A 16,368-nucleotide genomic window follows, 5' to 3' on the forward strand; every position below is an offset into this window, starting at 1 on the left:
ATGTGGATGACCAAAGTCAGTATTCAAAACCCCGTCTTCGCCACCATGGTCATGGTGGCGCTGGTGGTGCTGGGCATTTTCTCCTACCGTGGCCTGGGCGTGGAAAGCATGCCCAGCGTGCAGTTCCCGTTCGCCGCCATTGAAGTGAACTATCCGGGCGCCTCGCCCGAAGCCGTGGAAAACGACATCACGCGCCCCATCGAGGACGCCGTCAACACCGTCAGCGGCATCAAGACCATCCGCGCCAACTCGTGGGAAGGACGCGCCGGCGTCTACCTGGAATTCGAGCTGTCGACGAATATGGACAAGGCCATGCAGGACTTGCGCGACAAGGTGGCCCTGGTGCGTCCGCGCTTCCCGAAAGAAGCCAAGGACCCGTTCATCGCCCGCGCCGAAGGCGACAACGAACGCCCCATCGCCACCATCGTATTGACGTCGACCGGACATGACCTGCGCTCGCTGTCGACCATGACGGAGCAAATCATCAGCAAGCGCTTCCAGAGCGTGGCCGGCGTGGGACAAGTCAAGCTGCGCGGCCTGCGCGCGCGCCAGATCCTCATCAGCATGAAGCCGATCGAACTCAATGCCCAGGGCATCGGCGTCGATGAAGTGATCCGCGCCATCCAGGCCACGAATACCAATCTGCCGGCCGGCTCGATCAGCCATGGCGCGGCCGAACAACTGGTGCGCGTGGAAGGCAAGATCAAGGATGCGCGCGAGTTCGGCAAGATCATCGTCGCGCGCCGCGCCATCGGCCCCGTGTACCTGGACCAGGTGGCCACCGTCGTCGACGGCGAGCAGGAGGAACTGTCGATCTCGCGCATGAACGGCCAGCAAGCCGTGACGATGGAAATCACCAAGGTGCAGGATGCCAACGTGGTCGAAGTGGGCACCGGCATCCTGAAAGTGGCGGCGGACCTGCAAAAGACCCTGCCGCCCGATATCAAGCTGCGCGTGCTCGACGACGAATCGGAGCGCGTGCAAAGCCAGCTCAATAACGTCAAGCGCACCATCATCGAAGGCGCCGTGCTGACCATGGTGATCGTCTTCCTGTTCCTGCACTCGTGGCGCTCGACCATCATCACGGGACTGACACTGCCGATCTCCGTGCTGGCCAGCTTCATCGCCATGAAGGCCTTCGGTTTTACGCTGAACTTTTTGACCCTGATGGCGCTGTCCCTGTGCATCGGCCTGTTGATCGATGACGCCATCGTCGTGCGCGAAAACATCGTGCGCCACCTGGGCATGGGCAAGAATCACTACAAGGCGGCCAACGACGGCACCAATGAAATTGGTCTCGCCGTGATGGCCACCACGTTCGCCATCGTCGCCGTGTTCGTCCCCGTCGCCTTCATGGACGGCATCATCGGCCGCTTCTTCCTGCAGTTCGGCATCACCGTGGCCGTCGCCGTTCTTGTCTCGCTGTTCGTCAGTTTTACCCTTGACCCCATGCTGTCGTCCGTCTGGCGCGACCCCGTCAAGGATCGCTTCAAGTACGTGCCGTGGCTGGGCCGCTTCATGGCCTGGATCGAGACGGGCATCGACCGCCTGCACGTCTGGTATGGCAAGGTGCTGAAAGTGGCCCTGCGCTGGCGCAAGACCACCCTGGCCACGGCCGTGGCGCTGTTCGCGGGCAGCCTGATGCTCGTGCCCATGATCGGCGGCGAGATGTTCCCCGAGACAGACCAGGGCTGGGTCAACCTGCGCTTCAAGACGCCCGTCGGCTCCAGCCTCGAATACACGGATAGCAAAGTGCGCCAGATCGAAACGGCCCTGAAGGAATTCCCCGAAATCGACAGCCTGGTGGCCAATATCGGCACGCCCGATGGACGCAACGCGGCCGAAGTGAACCTGAAGCTGACGGACATCAAGACGCACAAGCGCCGCTCGCAACAGGAACTGGAAAAACTGATCCGCGAACGCCTGGCGCCGATCGCCGGCATCACCCTGTCCGTCGGTAACCGCCCCATCTTCATCGCCATCCTCGGTACGGATGAAGGCAAGCTCGATGCAGTGGCGCACCGCCTGATGGACAAGATGCGCAGCATCAAGGGCCTGGCCGACATGGAGTACAGCCAGGAAGGCGCCAATCCGTCGACCACCGTGAAGATCAATAACGAACTGGCCAGCGACCTGGGCTTGTCGGTGCAGCAGATTGGCAATGCCCTGCGTCCGTTCGTGGCGGGCGACACGGTCAGCCACTGGCTGGCCAGCGACGGGCAAAACTATGACGTCAACGTGCAGCTGCCCAAATCGGGCCGCCAGAAAGTGGCCGACCTGGCCGACCTGTCGCTGGCGTCCAGCAAACTCGATGCGAACGGCAAGCCCGTCATGATTCCGCTGCGCCAGGTGGTCGACTTCGTGCCGTCATCGAGCCCGCAAGTGCTGAAACGCCAGGCCTTGCAGCGCCGGGTCGCCATCTATGCGGGCACGCAGGGCCGCCCCGCCGGCGACGTCGACGCCGACGTGCAGAAAGCCATCAAGTCCATCGACCTGCCACCGGGCGTGCGCTTCGACGTGGCCGGCAATGCGCAGCAGATGGCCGAAACCATGGGCGGCGCGATGATGGCGCTGGGCATCGCCGTGATCTTCATCTACCTGGTGCTGGCCTCGCAGTTCGGCAGCTTCCTGCAGCCGATCGCCATCATGGTGTCCCTGCCGCTCTCCCTGATCGGCGTGCTGGCCGCGCTGCTGATTACGGGCAGCACCCTGAACATCTTCTCCGTGATCGGCTTCATCATGCTCATGGGCTTAGTGACCAAGAACGCGATCTTGCTGGTCGACTTCACCAACCAGCGCCAGCGCGAAGGCCTGGGGCAGTTCGAGGCGCTGATGGAAGCGGGGCAAGTGCGGCTGCGCCCCATCCTGATGACGACCCTGGCGATGGTCTTCGGCATGCTGCCGATGGCCATCGGCATGGGCGACGGCGGCGAATCGCAGGCGCCGATGGGCCGCGCCGTCATCGGCGGCGTGATTACCTCGACGCTATTGACCCTGGTAGTGGTGCCCGTCGCCTACACCTATTTAGATAGCCTGGGCAAGCGCGCCGCGCGCTTCTTTGGCGGCGGCGAGCATGCCGAATCCGCCGGCGACGGCAAGGCACACGCCCATTGATCCACCGGTCGCCTTCACCGTCCCCGCATTGGCGGGGACGACGCGGCGGCTTCCTGAAGAGAGCTTCAGTTGACCAAAGCGGCCCCACTGGCTAGACTGTCCCCGTTATCAATGATATGGAGTGACTCGTGGGTGCTTGTTCCAGTGACAGTAGTCGATTGACCATCGGCGATCGGCCTTAGGCAAGACGCGCGCATTCCGCCCGCCCTGCCCTCGGCAAGGTGCGGTTTTACCAGCGGCGATGTCCATTCGCCGCCACTTCCCCCTCATCGTTCCACCGTTGTCGTCTGCTGCCCCCTTTCGGGGCGAATTGTCTTCGCCTTGTGCACTCGCCTGTTCCTCCCCAGCCGGGAGAAATAATGGTGGTATTTGACTTTGCGCTGCGCGTTGCCGCAGCCTTGACCCTGGGCGCCATGATCGGCGCCGAACGCCAGCTGCGCCAGCGCATGGCGGGCCTGCGCACCAACGCGCTCGTGTCCGTCGGCGCCTCGCTGTTCGTGATGGTATCCGTGCTCGAAGGCGATAGCGCTGGCCACATGCGCATCGCCGCGCAGGTGGTGTCGGGCATTGGATTCCTTGGCGCCGGCGTCATCATGCGCGAAGGCATGACGGTGCGCGGCCTGAACACGGCCGCCACCCTGTGGTGCTCGGCCGCCATCGGCATCCTGTGCGGCCTGGGGTTTGCGCTGGAAGCGGCCATCGGCACGGGCTTCGTGCTGATCGCCAACCTGGTGCTGCGGCACCTGGCGCAACGCATCAACGCGCACGGCAGCGAAGCGGGCATCGAGACGGAAAGCATCTACCGCGTCACGGCCGTGTGCGAGGCGGAGCAGGAAGTCCAGGTGCGCAACCTCATGCTGCGCATGATCAGCGGCATGCCGGCCCTGATGCTGCAATCCTTGCACAGCGAAGACGCGGCGCACGCGGGGCGCATCGAAGTGCGCGCCGACCTGCTCACGCCCTTGTCCAGCCTGGGATTGCTGGAGCAGATCGTCAGCCAGGTGAGCCTGGAAGGCAGCGTCTCGGCCGTGCGCTGGGCGCTGGTGAACAACGCGGAATTTGTCGCCGAACGAGGAGTGTGATGATGAAAAAATTCTTCCATTGGTTTGCCCGGCGCGGTCCCGTAGTGGCCACCTACCGCCTGACCGTCACCTGTCCCGCCGCGCAGGCCGACCACGTGGTGCGCCTGCTGCTGGCCGAACTCAAAGGCGCGGGCCTGGCGCCGTCGCAGATGCTGCGCAGCTGGGACGAAGCCCGGCAAGTGGTGCAGCTGATCGCCACGGTGCTGTGCCAGGCCGTGCAGCGCGCCGTGCTGGTACGCTTCGTCAACCGCGCGGGCGCCTGGCCGCAAGTGCGGCAAGTGCGCTGGGAAGGCGTCGCGCCCTCAATCTGAGGCCGGCAGGCGCATGAGGAACAGGGCGCCGCCTTGCGGACGGTTCTGCGCCTCGATGCTGCCGCCATACGCATGGACGATGGCTTGCGACAGGGCCAGTCCCAGGCCGAAGCCGGGCGCCTCGCCGGCGCGCGCCTTGGCGCCCCGGTAAAAACGCTCGAACAGATGCGGCAAGTCTTCCACGCCGATGCCCGGTCCCGCGTCCGCCACGCCGACAAACGCATGGTCGCCCTCGCGCGCCACCTGCACCGTGATGATGCTGTCGGGCGGCGAAAACTTCACGGCGTTATCGAGCAGATTGGCCAGCACCAGATCCACCGGGCCGGCCGCCACCCGCGCCTGCACGGCCACACTGTCATCAACAACGATGCGGATGCCGCGCTGCGCCGCCGCCTTTTCCAGGCGCTGCGCGGCCGCCCGCACGAGAGGATTAAGTTCAATGGTTTCCACGGCATTGCGCTCCTGGCCCACGTCCAGGCGCGTGAGCATCAGCAACTCTTCCACCAGGGTCGTCAGGCGCTGCACTTCATCAAGGCAGGACGCCAGCGCGTCGACATATTCGGCAGACTCGCGCGGGCGGCGCAGGGTGATTTCGATTTCCGTGCGCAGGCGCGACAGGGGCGAGCGCAATTCGTGCGAGGCGTCGGCCGTGAAGCGGCGCTGCGCATCGTAGCCGTGTTCCAGGCGGTCCAGCATGGCGTTCAGGGTATCGACCAGGCGGCCGATTTCGTCCCGCGTGCCGGGATGGGGCAGGCGCTGGTGCAGGCTGGCCTCGCCGATCGAATGGGCCTGATCGACCACGTCGTCGATGGCGCCCAGCACGCGGCGCGTGAGCATTTCGCCAGCCAGCCCCACGGCCGCCAGCAAGGCCAGCGCCATGGCGCCAAACAGCACCGTGGCCGCGGCCAGCACGTGATTGGTGTCGTCGAGCGAACCGGCCACCTGCACCGCCAGGCGCGCGCCGGACGAGGGCACGGGAATGGAAATCATGCGCAACGGCTCTTCGCCGAACTTGGGCAGGGTCTCGAAGACGGTCTCGCCGGCCGCCAGGCGCGCCAGCAAGGCCGGCGGCGCCGGCAGCTGCGCCGCCTCCAGATTGCGGCTGCGCGCCAGCACGCGGCCTTCGCCATCGATGATCTGCACCAGGCGGTCCAGGCGCGTCAATGAGGGCTGCGCCAGGCCCGGCGCCACCTCGTGCACCTGCACCGGCTGGCGCGGCGCGGCAGGCAGCATGGCCATTTCCGTCTCGGCCAGCGCCATCAGGGCCGCATCGAGCTGGCCATGCACGGCGCGCGACAGGCCCCAGTAGCCGGCCAGCGCCGTGCAGGCGACGATGGCGAGGATGACGGCCAGATGCACCAGCAGCAAGCGTTTTCGAAAGCTAGCCACCGTTGTTTTCCGCCAGGCGGAAACCGCGTCCGCGCACCGTGTGGATCAACGGAGGCAAACCCGGAGCATCGACCTTGCCTCGCAAATTGCGTACGTGGACGTCGATCAGGTTATCGATGCCGATCAGGTCCGCCTGCCAGATCTGCTCGGCCAGACGCGCGCGGCTGACCACTTCGCCCGCCTGGCGCAGCAGGATCAACAGAATCGCATATTCCTTGGGTGTCAGCACCAGCGGCGCGCCGGCCCGCGTGGCCTGGTGGCTGACGGGATCGAGCGTCAAGTCGGCCAGCGCCAGCACCAGCGGGCGGCTGATGTCGGAGCGGCGCAGCAAGGCGCGGATGCGCGCCAGCAGTTCCTCGAACTCAAACGGCTTTGTGAGGTAATCGTCGGCGCCCGTGTTCAGGCCCGCCACCCGGTCGGCCGTGGCGTCGCGCGCCGTCAGCATCAGCACGGGCGTCTGGATGCCGCGCGCGCGCAGGTCGCGGCAAAAGTCGATGCCCTGCTTGCCCGGCAACATCCAGTCCAGCACGATCGCGTCATAGTCGACGGCGTAGCTTTCATCCTCGCCCTCTTCCGCGCTGTGCGCCACATCGACAACAAAGCCTTCTTCCTGCAAGCCGCGGGCCAGCAGGCGCGCCGCCTTGCGGTCGTCTTCCACCAGGAGGATTCTCATGCCTGCCTTTCGCGTCGCGCCGTGTTTTTCATGCTGTCATTTTACCGCGCTCCACCGTGCGCGCACCGAACCTGAAGAATGATTCAGGCGTTCTTGGGCGCTTCTTCAGGAGCACATTGCTATGCTTTCCCGGCGCTGTAGTGACGCTGTGACGCTGCTTGCACTCCCCTCTGACCGCCCGCCTGGGCACGGCATCCACGCATGCCCCCTCACCATCAATAACAAGGAAACACGGGATGAACACGACCACCCGCAACGCCCTGGGCGCCAGCTGCGCCCTCGCTCTCGCCTGCTCGGCCCTGGCCGGCTGCGCCAAGCCGACGGCGGCGGCCACGCCGCCCGCCCAATCGACGCACCTGGACGATGGCAGCATCGCCGTCGACAAGATGTCGCCGCTGCGCCAGCGCCTGCAGATCGCCGCGGTGCAGGAACAGGACATCGCCACGCAGACGGAGGCGCCGGGCAGCATCGAAGCGATGCCGGAAAAACTGGTGAAAATCACGCCGCCGCTGGCCGGGCGCATCACGCGCTTGCAGCGTTCACTGGGCGACAGCGTGAAGGCGGGCGACCCGCTGTTCACGCTCGACTCGGCGGAACTGAGCGCCGCCTACGCGGACGACAGCAAAACGAAATCCGCCCTGCTGCAGGCGCGCCAGGAACTCGAGCGCCAGAAAACGCTGTTCGAGGCGGAGATCGCCGCGCGCAAGGAGTACGAAGCGGCCCAGGCGGCCTACGACCAGGCCGGCAGCGACGCGCAAGCCAGCGCCGACAAGCTGGCCCAGTACGGCGCCGACGTGCGCGGCACCCGCCGCGCCCGACGCGATTACGTGCTGCGTTCGCCCATCGCCGGCACCGTGATCGCCATGGAAGGCGCCCAGGGCGGCTACTGGAACGATATCAACGCACCCGTCATGACGGTGGCAGATCTCTCCACCGTGTGGCTGTCGGCGAATGTGGCCGAGCGGGATCTGGCGCAGGTGGCCGTGGGCCAGGCGACCCGCATCAGCGTTGACGCCTGGCCCGGCAAGGCTTTCGAAGGCAAGGTCGCGTATGTGGGCGCCGTGCTCGATCCCGAGACGCGCACGGTGAAGGTGCGCGTGGCCATCGACAACCGCGCCGGCGCGTTCAAGCCCGGCATGTTCGCCCACGCGGGATTCGCCGGCGCTTCCCGCCGCGCCCTCCTCGTGCCGGCAGCCGCCGTGCTGCAAAGCGGGCCATCGACGCGCGTGATGGTCGAGCGCAGCCCGCTGGTATTTACGCCGCGCACGGTGGAAGTGGGCGCCAGCCATGGAGAACAGGTGGAAATCGTCTCCGGTCTGAAGGCCGGCGAACGCATCGTCGTCAAGGAAGGAGTGCTGCTCAATGATTGACCGTGTCATCGCCACCTGCTGCCAGCGGCGCGGCATCGTCTGGCTCGTGCTGCTGTTTGTCGCCGCCTACGGCGTCTATTGCTGGAAGCAGCTGCCCATCGAAGCGTATCCCGACATCGCCGACGTCACCTCGCAGATCGTCACGCAGGTGCCGGGCCTGGGCGCCGAGGAAATCGAGCAGCAGATCACCATTCCCCTCGAGCGCGCCCTGCTCGGTACTCCGGGCATGCACGTGCTACGCACGCGCAGCCTGTTCGCGCTGTCCTTGATCACCGTGGTGTTCGAAGATGGAAGCGACGGCTACTTCACGCGCGAACGGCTGCAGGAACGCCTGGCCAGCGTGAACTTGCCATACGACGCCAAGCCGGGGCTCGATCCCTATACCTCGCCCACGGGCGAGATCTACCGCTACACGCTGGAATCGAAAACGCGCAGCTTGCGCGAACTGTCCGAACTGCAGTTCTGGACCGTGATTCCGCGCCTGCAGCAAGTGCGCGGCGTGGCGGACGTCAGCAATTTCGGCGGCCTGACGACGCAGTTCATGCTGGAACTCGACCCCGCAAAGCTGGACAGCTACGGCTTCTCGCTGGCGCAGGTCAAGGACGCCATCAACGCCAACAACATCAGCGGCGGCGGCAGCGTGATCGACCGCGGCCAGCAATCGTACGTGGTGCGCGGCGTAGGCTTGCTGCATACCCTCGACGACATGGGCAACGTCGTCGTCAGCAGCAAGGATGGCGTGCCCGTGCTGGTAAAAGACCTGGGCAAGCTCGCTTACGGCAACGTGGAGCGGCGCGGCATCCTCGGCAAGGATGACAACCCCGACACCATCGAAGGCATCACCCTGCTGCTCAAGGATTTCAATCCGTCCGAAGCGCTGGCCGGCATCCATGCGGCCGTGGACGATTTAAATACCAAGCTGCTGCCGAAGGATGTGAAAGTCGTGCCCTACCTGGACCGCAGCTCGCTGATCGACGCCACCCTGCACACGGTCGGATTCACCCTCGGCGAAGGCATGCTGCTCGTCGCCCTGGTGCTGCTGCTGTATCTGGGCAGCCCGCGCGCGGCCGCCATCGTCGCGCTGACGATTCCGCTGGCCCTGCTGATCGCCTTCATCTTCATGCACCATTTTAAAATTCCCGCCAATTTGCTGTCCTTGGGGGCGATCGACTTCGGCATCCTCGTCGACGGTTCCGTGGTGGTACTGGAAAACATGCTGCGCCGCCGCGAACGGGATCAGGAACGGCCTCTGACCCTGCAGGACGCCATCGACGCCACTTTGCAGGTGGCGCGCCCCATCATGTTCGGCATGGCCGTCATCATCGCCGCCTACCTGCCCCTGTTCGCCTTCCAGCGCATCGAATACAAGCTGTTTTCGCCGATGGCGTATGCGGTGGGCGCGGCGCTCGTGGGCGCGCTGGTGGTGGCCTTGGTGCTGATCCCCGGCCTGGCCTGGCTGGCCTTGCGCAAGCCGCGCCGCACCTTCCACAACCGCGCGCTGGACAAGCTGGCGGGCGCGTACGGCCGCTTCCTCGAGCGCATGGTGGGCCAGAAGCGCTGGGTGGCGATGGTGTGCGCAGGATCGCTCGCGGCGCTTGCCATCCTGGGCGGCGGCATCGGGCGCGATTTCCTGCCTTACCTCGATGAAGGTTCCTTGTGGCTGCAGGTGCAGATGCCGCCCGGGATCACCCTGGACAAGGCCTCCGGGATGGCCAGCGAATTGCGCCGCGCCGCGCTGGAATTCCCGGAAGTGTCGACCATCGTCACGCAGACGGGACGCAACGATGACGGCACCGATTACTGGACGCCGTCGCACATCGAGGCGAGCGTGGGACTGCATCCGTACAAAAGCTGGAAGTCCGGCATGAGCAAGCAGCAGCTGATCGCCAAGATGAATGAACGCTTCTCCCGCATGCCCGGCTTTACGGTGGCCTTCATGCAGCCGATGATCGACGGCGTGCAGGATAAATTGTCGGGCGCGCACAGCGACCTGACGGTGAAAATCTTCGGCAACGACCTCGATGAAGTGCGCGCCATCGCCGGCAAGGTGGCCAATGTCTTGAAAACTGTCCACGGCGCCTCCGACGTGGCCGTGGACGTCGAGCCGCCCCTGCCCAACCTGAAGGTGGAACTGGACCGCGCCAAGGCGGCCCGCTACGGCATCAATGCGGCCGACGTGGCTGACCTGATTGCCACCGGCATCGGCGGCGCCCCCATCGGCCAGGTCTACGTGGGCGAAAAAAGCTACGACATCGCCGTGCGCTTCCCGCCCGCCACGCGTTCCAGCCCGGACGCCATCGCCAGCCTGAAACTGACGGCCGCCAATGGCGCGAGGATTCCGCTGGCGCAGGTGGCCACCATCAGCACCACCTCGGGCGAAAGCGTGATCGTGCGCGAAATGGGACGGCGCCACATCATCGTGCGCCTGAATGCCCGCGGACGCGATCTGGCCGGTTTCCTGGCCGAAGCACGCCCGCTGGTGGCGCAAGCCGTGGCCAGCGAGCATCAGCGCATCAGCGTCGAATGGGGCGGCCAGTTCGAGAACCTGCAGCGCGCGCAAAGCCGTTTGGCCCTGATCCTGCCGATGACCCTGGGCGCCATGTTCCTGCTGCTGTTTGGCCAGTTCCGCAACCTGCGCCAGCCCGCACTGGTCTTGCTGGCCGTGCCGCTGGCCATGCTCGGCGGCCTGGCCGCGCTGCACCTGCGCGGCATGACCTTGAACGTATCGAGTGCCGTCGGCTTCATCGCCCTGTTCGGCGTGGCCGTCCTGAATGCCGTGCTGATGCTGGCGCAGATCAACCGCTTGCGCAGCGAAGAGGGCAAGAGCCTGCGCGAGGCCGTGCTCGAAGGCGCGCGCGACCGCATGCGCCCCGTGCTGATGACGGCCACCGTCGCCGCCCTGGGCCTGACGCCGGCCATGCTGGCAACAAGCCTTGGCAGCGACGTGCAGCGCCCGCTGGCCACCGTCGTGGTGGGCGGCCTGGTGACGGCCACGGCATTGACCTTGCTGCTGTTGCCGGCCCTGTATTACCTGATCGAGGCGCACCTGCAAAAACGCCAGACGCATACCGAAGGAGAACCCCATGACACGTTTTAATGTATTGCTGGCGGCCTGGCTGATCGCGCCATGCGCCCTTGCTACGCCCTTGAGCTTTGACACTTACCTGTCCGCCGTGGAAAGCCACAGCCTGGAACTGCAATCGCAGCAGGAAGGCATCGTTGCGGCCAAGGCCGGCGTCAGCATCGCTGGCTTGCGTCCCGACCCTGAGTTCACCTTGGGCGCCACGCGCGAAACCGTGCGCAGCGTCGAACACCGTCCCGTCACGTGGAACCCGGCCATCAGCATGGCCATCGAGACGGGCGGCAAGCGCGCCGCGCGCATCAAGGCGGCGCACAGCAACGTCGCGCTGGCCGAGGAAACGGTGGCCGGCTTCAAGAGCGAACTGTATGGCACGGCCGCCGCCGCGTTCACGGAAGCGTGCCGCACGCGCGAAGTCGTCGCGCGCAAGGAGCAGACCATGGCGGCCCTGTCGACAGTGGTGGAAGCGAACGCCGTGCGGCGCAAGGCGGGCGACGTGGGCGGCATTGAGCTGCTGCAGTCGCGCGTGGAGCGCGACCAGTTCCAGGCCGAGCTGGCACAGGCGCGCAGCGAGGCGGACAGCGCCATGTTGAATTTGTCGCCGCCCTTGGGGCGCCAGTTCGACGCGCTGTTTCCGGACGCGCGGCTGGCCTGCGACTTCGCCGCGTTTGAGGACAGAGATGCCAGCGTGCTGCTGCCGCAAGCGCTCGGCTCCCGCAGCGACGTGCGCATCGCCCGCGCCACTCTGGACAATCTGCGCGATGGCGCGGCGCTCGTGCGCGCCAACCGCGCCGTCGATCCGACCGTCACCGTGGGCCTGGCCGCCGCGCGCGGCTACCATGACGGCATCGATGGCAGCGGCAATCCCGTCGAAGGCGCGGCCCGCTCGCGCGCGCTGTCCATCTCGCTGGCCATTCCAATCCCCCTGTCGCGGCGCGACACGGGCGATATCGTGCAGGCGGAATCAAGTGTGACGCAGGCGATGCTGGCCCTGCGCCAGGCGGAACTGACGGCGGAGACGCAGGTGCGCACGGCGCAGCGGCAGCTGCGTGCGGCGCAGGACAGGCTGGCGCGCTACCGTGACGGCGTGCTGCTCGATGCGCAAAAGGTGGTCGACGGCATGCGCCTGTCTTACGTCAAAGGCAATGCCTCACTGCTGGAATGGCTGGCGGCGCAGCGTTCGGCCGATGAGGCCTACCAGGGCTATGCGCAGGCGCGCGCCGATGCGGCCATCGCCAGCACGCAGCTGCAACTGGCGATCGGCCAGCGGCCGCGCTTGTAGCGGGGAGAAAGTAGAACGAGGGGATACCGGCGCGGCGATGGTGCCGCGCCGGTCGTCAGGAACGGGGAATTACTGCGGCTGGACGGGTGCGTCGCCTTCGGCGGCCGGATCGGCGTCATCGGCGTCGTCCGCTTCCGGCTCATCGCTTTCGCTGCCATCGGCCGGCTTCGGATTGTTCTTCGCTTCCAGCTTGCGTCTGGCTTTTTCCTCGGCTTTCTTCTTCTTTTCCAGCTCTTTTTGCCGTTTTTCGTATTGGAAATTTGTCTTGGCCATTTACTACCTCTTTAGTTTTTTATTGTTACAGATAAGCACATAGGACACATTATGACGCAGTTGGAGCAAATACAAAATTTTTAGCCGCGCGGATGATGCTGCGCATGCAGCAGTTTCAGCCGTTCGCGGGCCACGTGCGTGTAAATCTGCGTGGTGGAAATATCGGAGTGCCCCAGTAACAATTGCACAACACGCAAGTCCGCGCCATGGTTGAGCAAATGCGTGGCGAACGCATGGCGCAAGGTGTGCGGCGACAGCGGCGCCGTGATGCCGGCGCTCAGCGCGTGTTTCTTGATGATGACCCAGAACATTTGCCGCGTCATGGCGCCGCCGCGCCGCGTGACGAACAGCGCGTCGTCCATTTGCCCGTCGAGGATGACGCCGCGCGCTTCCTTCAGGTAGCGCTCTATCCACAGCCGCGCCTGCTCACCGAACGGCACCAGCCGCGTCTTGCTGCCCTTGCCCGTGATGCGCAGCACGCCATCGTTCAGGCTCAGCTCCACGGATTTCAAGTCCACCAGTTCCGACACGCGCAAGCCGCTCGCATACATGAGTTCGAGCATCGTGCGCTCGCGCAGGCCCAGCGGCGTGCTCACGTCGGGCGCCGCCAGCAAGGCTTCCACCTGCGCTTCGCTCAGGGTATGCACGAAGCGCGCCGGCTGCTTGGCCGAGACCATCTTCAGGCACGGGTCGGCGGCGATATGCTTGTGCCGCAAGGCCAGCTGGTAAAACCGCTTGAGCACGGACAAGCGCCGGTTCGACGACGTGGCCTTGCTCTCGTCGTGGCGGGCGGCGAAATACGCTTCGATGTCGGCCGTGGAGACTTCGTACAGGCCCTCGCGCCCGGGCCGCGCCACTTCCAGCCAGCGCGCAAACAGCCGCATGTCGCGCCGGTAGGCATCGAGCGAATTTTTCGACAGGCCGTCTTCCAGCCACAGGCTGTCGCAGAATTCATCGATCAGGGTGGCGTTGTCGGGCGCCAGCAGGCTGTTCATCATCGTGTTGACCACCCCATGCCCGCCACGCCTTCATGCGCCAGCAGCCAGCGCTTGACGCCCAAATGAAATCCCGTCGCGTCGTCGTGATGGGCAAAGCCGCCCAGGCCGCCAGCGGCCGTGACCCGGTGGCAGGGGATCACCACGGGAAACCAGTTGGCGCCGCAAGCCTGGCCCACGGCGCGCGGCGCCGAGCCGATCAGGCGCGCCACGTCGCCATAGGTGCGCACCTGGCCGCGCGCAATGCCGCGGATCGCCGCCCACACCCGTTGCTGATAGGCGCTGCCCGAAGCGGCCAGCGGCAGGTCGAAGACATAATCGGGATCGCGGAAATAGCGCGCCAGTTGCTGGCATGCCAGCTCGGAGACGGCATCCTGCGCGTCTTTTTCGGCAAAGTGCGGCGGCAGATACACCAGCTCACATACCTGGCCATCGTGCGCGCGCACGCCCATGGCGCCGAACGGCGCGGCCACGATGGCGCTGAACAGTTCACTGCCCTGTTGTTTTTTCATCTGCTGATCATTATTCAAGTGTGGCATATATGCAACCTGCCGGCGCGGGAACCGGCGCCACGGGAATTATGCACCGTCTTTGGGCGTGCCGGCGGACGTTTCCTGCGCACGAAAAAAAAGCGCACCAGTCGGTGCGCTTCAAATATTGCTTCACGTTCCCGGTCGTTTGGGTCCGCCGGTGCCGGCTTGTGGCCGCAGACAGCTATGACTCAACAACTTCTGTGAAACGTGTGTCTCCTCAATATATCCCCGGTATCAATACCGTTTTTATAGACCACTCCCCCACTAACCTTGTTACCAATTCTGTATTTCAGCCTTGCTACCGGAGCGTATATGCATATACGTGTTTCCCCTTAAGGCTGCCCATCATAGCGCATTTATTCGGCCGTATCGACTTTTTTTGCACCATGACGGGGACAACTGTTTTAGTTGTAAATTAAATTTGGCAGCCACAGCGAGATTTGTGGTACGTAGGTAATCAAGCCCAGGAAGGCCAGCATCGTCAGCAGCCATGGCATCACGGCCACGGTCAGCTCCGAGATGCCCATCTTGGTGATGCCGGACGCCACGTACAAGTTCAAGCCCACAGGTGGATGGCACATGCCCACTTCCATGTTGACCACGATCAGGATGCCGAAGTGCACAGGATCGATGCCCAGCTTCATGGCGACGGGGAACAAAATCGGCGCCATGATCAGCACGATGGACGATGGCTCCATGACGTTACCAGCCAACAACAGCAGCACGTTGACCACCAGCAAGAAACTGATCACGCCCAGGCCCTTGCCCGTGATCCATTCAGCCATCGCTTGCGGGATGTTTTCGCTGGTCATCAGGAACGAGAACAGCACGGCATTCGTGATGATGTACAACAGCATCGCCGACATGGCGGCCGAGTCGAGCAAGACCTTGCCCACTTGCTTGATCTTCAAGTCCTTGTAGACGAAGACGGCGATGATGAAGGCGTACACGGCAGCCATGGCGGCCGCTTCCGTCGGCGTGAAGGCGCCGGAATAAATGCCGCCCATGACGATGACGATCAGGAGCAGGCCCCAGGCGCTCTTCTTGAACGTGACGAAGCGCTCGCCCCAGCTGGCCTTTTTCATGCGCGGATAGTTGTGCTTGCGCGCCAAAAACCACGTGGTCAGGCCCAGCAGCATGGCCAGCATCATGCCGGGAATCACGCCCGCCATGAACAGTTTACCAACGGACGTGTTCGTGCTGACGGAATACATCACCATCACGATCGATGGCGGTATCAGAATGCCCAGCGCGCCCGAAGTGGTGATGACGCCGGCGCCGAAACCACGCGGGTAGCCCTGCTTGACCATGGCCGGCAGGATGATGGAGCCGATCGCCACCACGGTGGCAGGGCTGGAACCGGAGACGGCGGCAAACAGCGCGCACGCCATCACGCCGGCCAGCGCCAGGCCGCCATGCCAGTGGCCCACCATGGAGCTGGCGAAGTTGATCATGCGCCGCGCCACCCCGCCATGCGTGAGGAAGTTGCCCGCCAAAATGAAGAACGGGATGGCCATGATCTCGAATTTCTCGATGCCCGTGAAAATCTTCAGGGCCACCGATTCGATGGGCACGCTGGTCATGGTAAACAGGAACGTCAGTACCGTCAGGCCCAGCGAAATGGAAATCGGCATGCCGGTCAGCATCAGCGCCAGCAGCAACACAAAAATGATCAGCGCGTTCATGCCTTGGCTCCTTTTTCTTCAGCCGTCAGTTCGTCTTCCAGGCCCTCGACGTGCGAATGGTCGTGTTTCGGCAAGGCACCCGTCTTGATGAAATGCACCATCACTTGCAGGAAGCGGAAGCACATCAGGTAGGAACCGAGCGGCACGGCCAGGTAGACCAGCCACATCGGCACTTCCATGTCGGCCGAGGTCTGGTCCGTGTGGCCAATCGACCACACGAAGCTGGCGCCCAAAGTACCGACGATGCCCGTAAACAGGGCGCCGGCACCGAGGCCGAAGACGATGAAACGGTCGCGCCAGCGCGGGTTCATGCGGTTGATCAAGACATCGACACCCACGTGGATGCCCGTGCGCACGCCGTACGCGGCGCCGAACTTGGCCATCCAGACGAACATGTAGATGCACAGTTCCTGGGCCCAGCTGGTATTGATTTGAATCAGGAAGTCTTGCAGGCCGGGAATAGGCAAGCCTGCCAGGTAGCGGTGCACGACCGCGACGAAGATGATGAAGGTGGCCGCGCCCATCAGGGTCGCGATCAGCCACTCTTCCAGGTGATCCAGAAATTTCATGGTGGACTTTCAA

13 protein-coding genes are annotated in these 16,368 nt (G+C 64.5%); 6 read left to right on the forward strand and 7 right to left on the reverse strand.

The features are described from left to right. The 3 genes from FG13_RS14525 to FG13_RS14535 all read left to right on the forward strand — a co-directional run bounded on the left by FG13_RS14525 (position 1) and on the right by FG13_RS14535 (position 4,507). Positions 1–3,114, forward strand: a complete 3,114-nt coding sequence (locus FG13_RS14525; RefSeq protein WP_035821953.1) for an efflux RND transporter permease subunit — start codon at positions 1–3, stop codon at positions 3,112–3,114. Positions 3,115–3,476: 362 nt separating this feature from the next. Further along, a complete protein-coding gene (locus FG13_RS14530) occupies positions 3,477–4,196 on the forward strand; it encodes an MgtC/SapB family protein (protein WP_198521463.1) in 720 nt (239 codons plus the stop codon). Beyond that, complete coding sequence (locus FG13_RS14535; protein WP_046686166.1) at positions 4,196–4,507, forward strand: hypothetical protein; 312 nt, start codon at positions 4,196–4,198, stop codon at positions 4,505–4,507. The genes FG13_RS14530 and FG13_RS14535 overlap by 1 nt, the downstream gene beginning before the upstream one ends. Here FG13_RS14535 and FG13_RS14540 read toward each other — a convergent pair. Then, positions 4,499–5,896: a sensor histidine kinase gene (locus tag FG13_RS14540; RefSeq protein ID WP_035821959.1), complete on the reverse strand. Its 1,398-nt coding sequence runs from the start codon at positions 5,894–5,896 to the stop codon at positions 4,499–4,501. The genes FG13_RS14535 and FG13_RS14540 overlap by 9 nt on opposite strands. Next, the gene (locus FG13_RS14545; RefSeq protein ID WP_035821962.1) at positions 5,889–6,569 is read right to left on the reverse strand and encodes a response regulator transcription factor; all 681 of its coding nucleotides are present in this window, start codon (positions 6,567–6,569) and stop codon (positions 5,889–5,891) included. Before FG13_RS14545 ends, FG13_RS14540 begins: the two co-directional genes overlap by 8 nt. A 236-nt stretch (positions 6,570–6,805) precedes the next feature. On the opposite strand from FG13_RS14545, the gene FG13_RS14550 reads away from it, so the two are divergent. From FG13_RS14550 to FG13_RS14560, 3 genes are read left to right on the forward strand one after another with little or no spacing between them, the layout of a single operon-like run. Next, a complete protein-coding gene (locus FG13_RS14550) occupies positions 6,806–7,939 on the forward strand; it encodes an efflux RND transporter periplasmic adaptor subunit (protein WP_035821964.1) in 1,134 nt (377 codons plus the stop codon). Next, the gene (locus FG13_RS14555; protein WP_051959071.1) at positions 7,932–11,036 is read left to right on the forward strand and encodes an efflux RND transporter permease subunit; all 3,105 of its coding nucleotides are present in this window, start codon (positions 7,932–7,934) and stop codon (positions 11,034–11,036) included. The genes FG13_RS14550 and FG13_RS14555 overlap by 8 nt, the downstream gene beginning before the upstream one ends. Next, a complete protein-coding gene (locus FG13_RS14560; RefSeq protein WP_035821967.1) occupies positions 11,023–12,300 on the forward strand; it encodes a TolC family protein in 1,278 nt (425 codons plus the stop codon). Before FG13_RS14555 ends, FG13_RS14560 begins: the two co-directional genes overlap by 14 nt. Before the next feature lie 69 nt (positions 12,301–12,369). Here the strand turns inward: FG13_RS14560 and FG13_RS14565 are convergent, their stop codons facing one another. From FG13_RS14565 to FG13_RS14585, 5 genes are all read right to left on the reverse strand, one after another. Continuing rightward, positions 12,370–12,573, reverse strand: coding sequence for a hypothetical protein (locus tag FG13_RS14565; protein WP_035821971.1), 204 nt, complete (start codon positions 12,571–12,573; stop codon positions 12,370–12,372). A gap of 80 nt (positions 12,574–12,653) precedes the next feature. Next, positions 12,654–13,571, reverse strand: a complete 918-nt coding sequence (gene xerD / locus FG13_RS14570; RefSeq protein ID WP_235211735.1) for a site-specific tyrosine recombinase XerD — start codon at positions 13,569–13,571, stop codon at positions 12,654–12,656. Next, a complete protein-coding gene (locus FG13_RS14575; protein ID WP_035821973.1) occupies positions 13,568–14,080 on the reverse strand; it encodes a methylated-DNA--[protein]-cysteine S-methyltransferase in 513 nt (170 codons plus the stop codon). The genes xerD and FG13_RS14575 overlap by 4 nt, the downstream gene beginning before the upstream one ends. Positions 14,081–14,505: 425 nt before the next feature. Beyond that, positions 14,506–15,786, reverse strand: coding sequence for a TRAP transporter large permease (locus tag FG13_RS14580; protein ID WP_034746868.1), 1,281 nt, complete (start codon positions 15,784–15,786; stop codon positions 14,506–14,508). Then, entirely contained in the window at positions 15,783–16,355 is a 573-nt protein-coding gene (locus FG13_RS14585; protein WP_035821976.1) for a TRAP transporter small permease, read from the reverse strand. Before FG13_RS14585 ends, FG13_RS14580 begins: the two co-directional genes overlap by 4 nt. Positions 16,356–16,368 lie beyond the last annotated feature (13 nt).

This window comes from Janthinobacterium sp. RA13 (assembly GCF_000745325.1).
GTDB lineage: Bacteria > Pseudomonadota > Gammaproteobacteria > Burkholderiales > Burkholderiaceae_D > Janthinobacterium > Janthinobacterium rivuli.

Coding starts and splice junctions, on each gene's coding strand:
- FG13_RS14545 (WP_035821962.1), bottom strand. CDS start 6,569: ATGAGAATCCTCCTGGTGGAAGACGACCGCAAGGCGGCGCGCCTGCTG.
- FG13_RS14565 (WP_035821971.1), bottom strand. CDS start 12,573: ATGGCCAAGACAAATTTCCAATACGAAAAACGGCAAAAAGAGCTGGAA.
- xerD (WP_235211735.1), bottom strand. CDS start 13,571: ATGATGAACAGCCTGCTGGCGCCCGACAACGCCACCCTGATCGATGAA.
- FG13_RS14525 (WP_035821953.1), top strand. CDS start 1: ATGTGGATGACCAAAGTCAGTATTCAAAACCCCGTCTTCGCCACCATG.
- FG13_RS14580 (WP_034746868.1), bottom strand. CDS start 15,786: ATGAACGCGCTGATCATTTTTGTGTTGCTGCTGGCGCTGATGCTGACC.
- FG13_RS14535 (WP_046686166.1), top strand. CDS start 4,196: ATGATGAAAAAATTCTTCCATTGGTTTGCCCGGCGCGGTCCCGTAGTG.
- FG13_RS14560 (WP_035821967.1), top strand. CDS start 11,023: ATGACACGTTTTAATGTATTGCTGGCGGCCTGGCTGATCGCGCCATGC.
- FG13_RS14550 (WP_035821964.1), top strand. CDS start 6,806: ATGAACACGACCACCCGCAACGCCCTGGGCGCCAGCTGCGCCCTCGCT.
- FG13_RS14585 (WP_035821976.1), bottom strand. CDS start 16,355: ATGAAATTTCTGGATCACCTGGAAGAGTGGCTGATCGCGACCCTGATG.
- FG13_RS14555 (WP_051959071.1), top strand. CDS start 7,932: ATGATTGACCGTGTCATCGCCACCTGCTGCCAGCGGCGCGGCATCGTC.
- FG13_RS14575 (WP_035821973.1), bottom strand. CDS start 14,080: ATGAAAAAACAACAGGGCAGTGAACTGTTCAGCGCCATCGTGGCCGCG.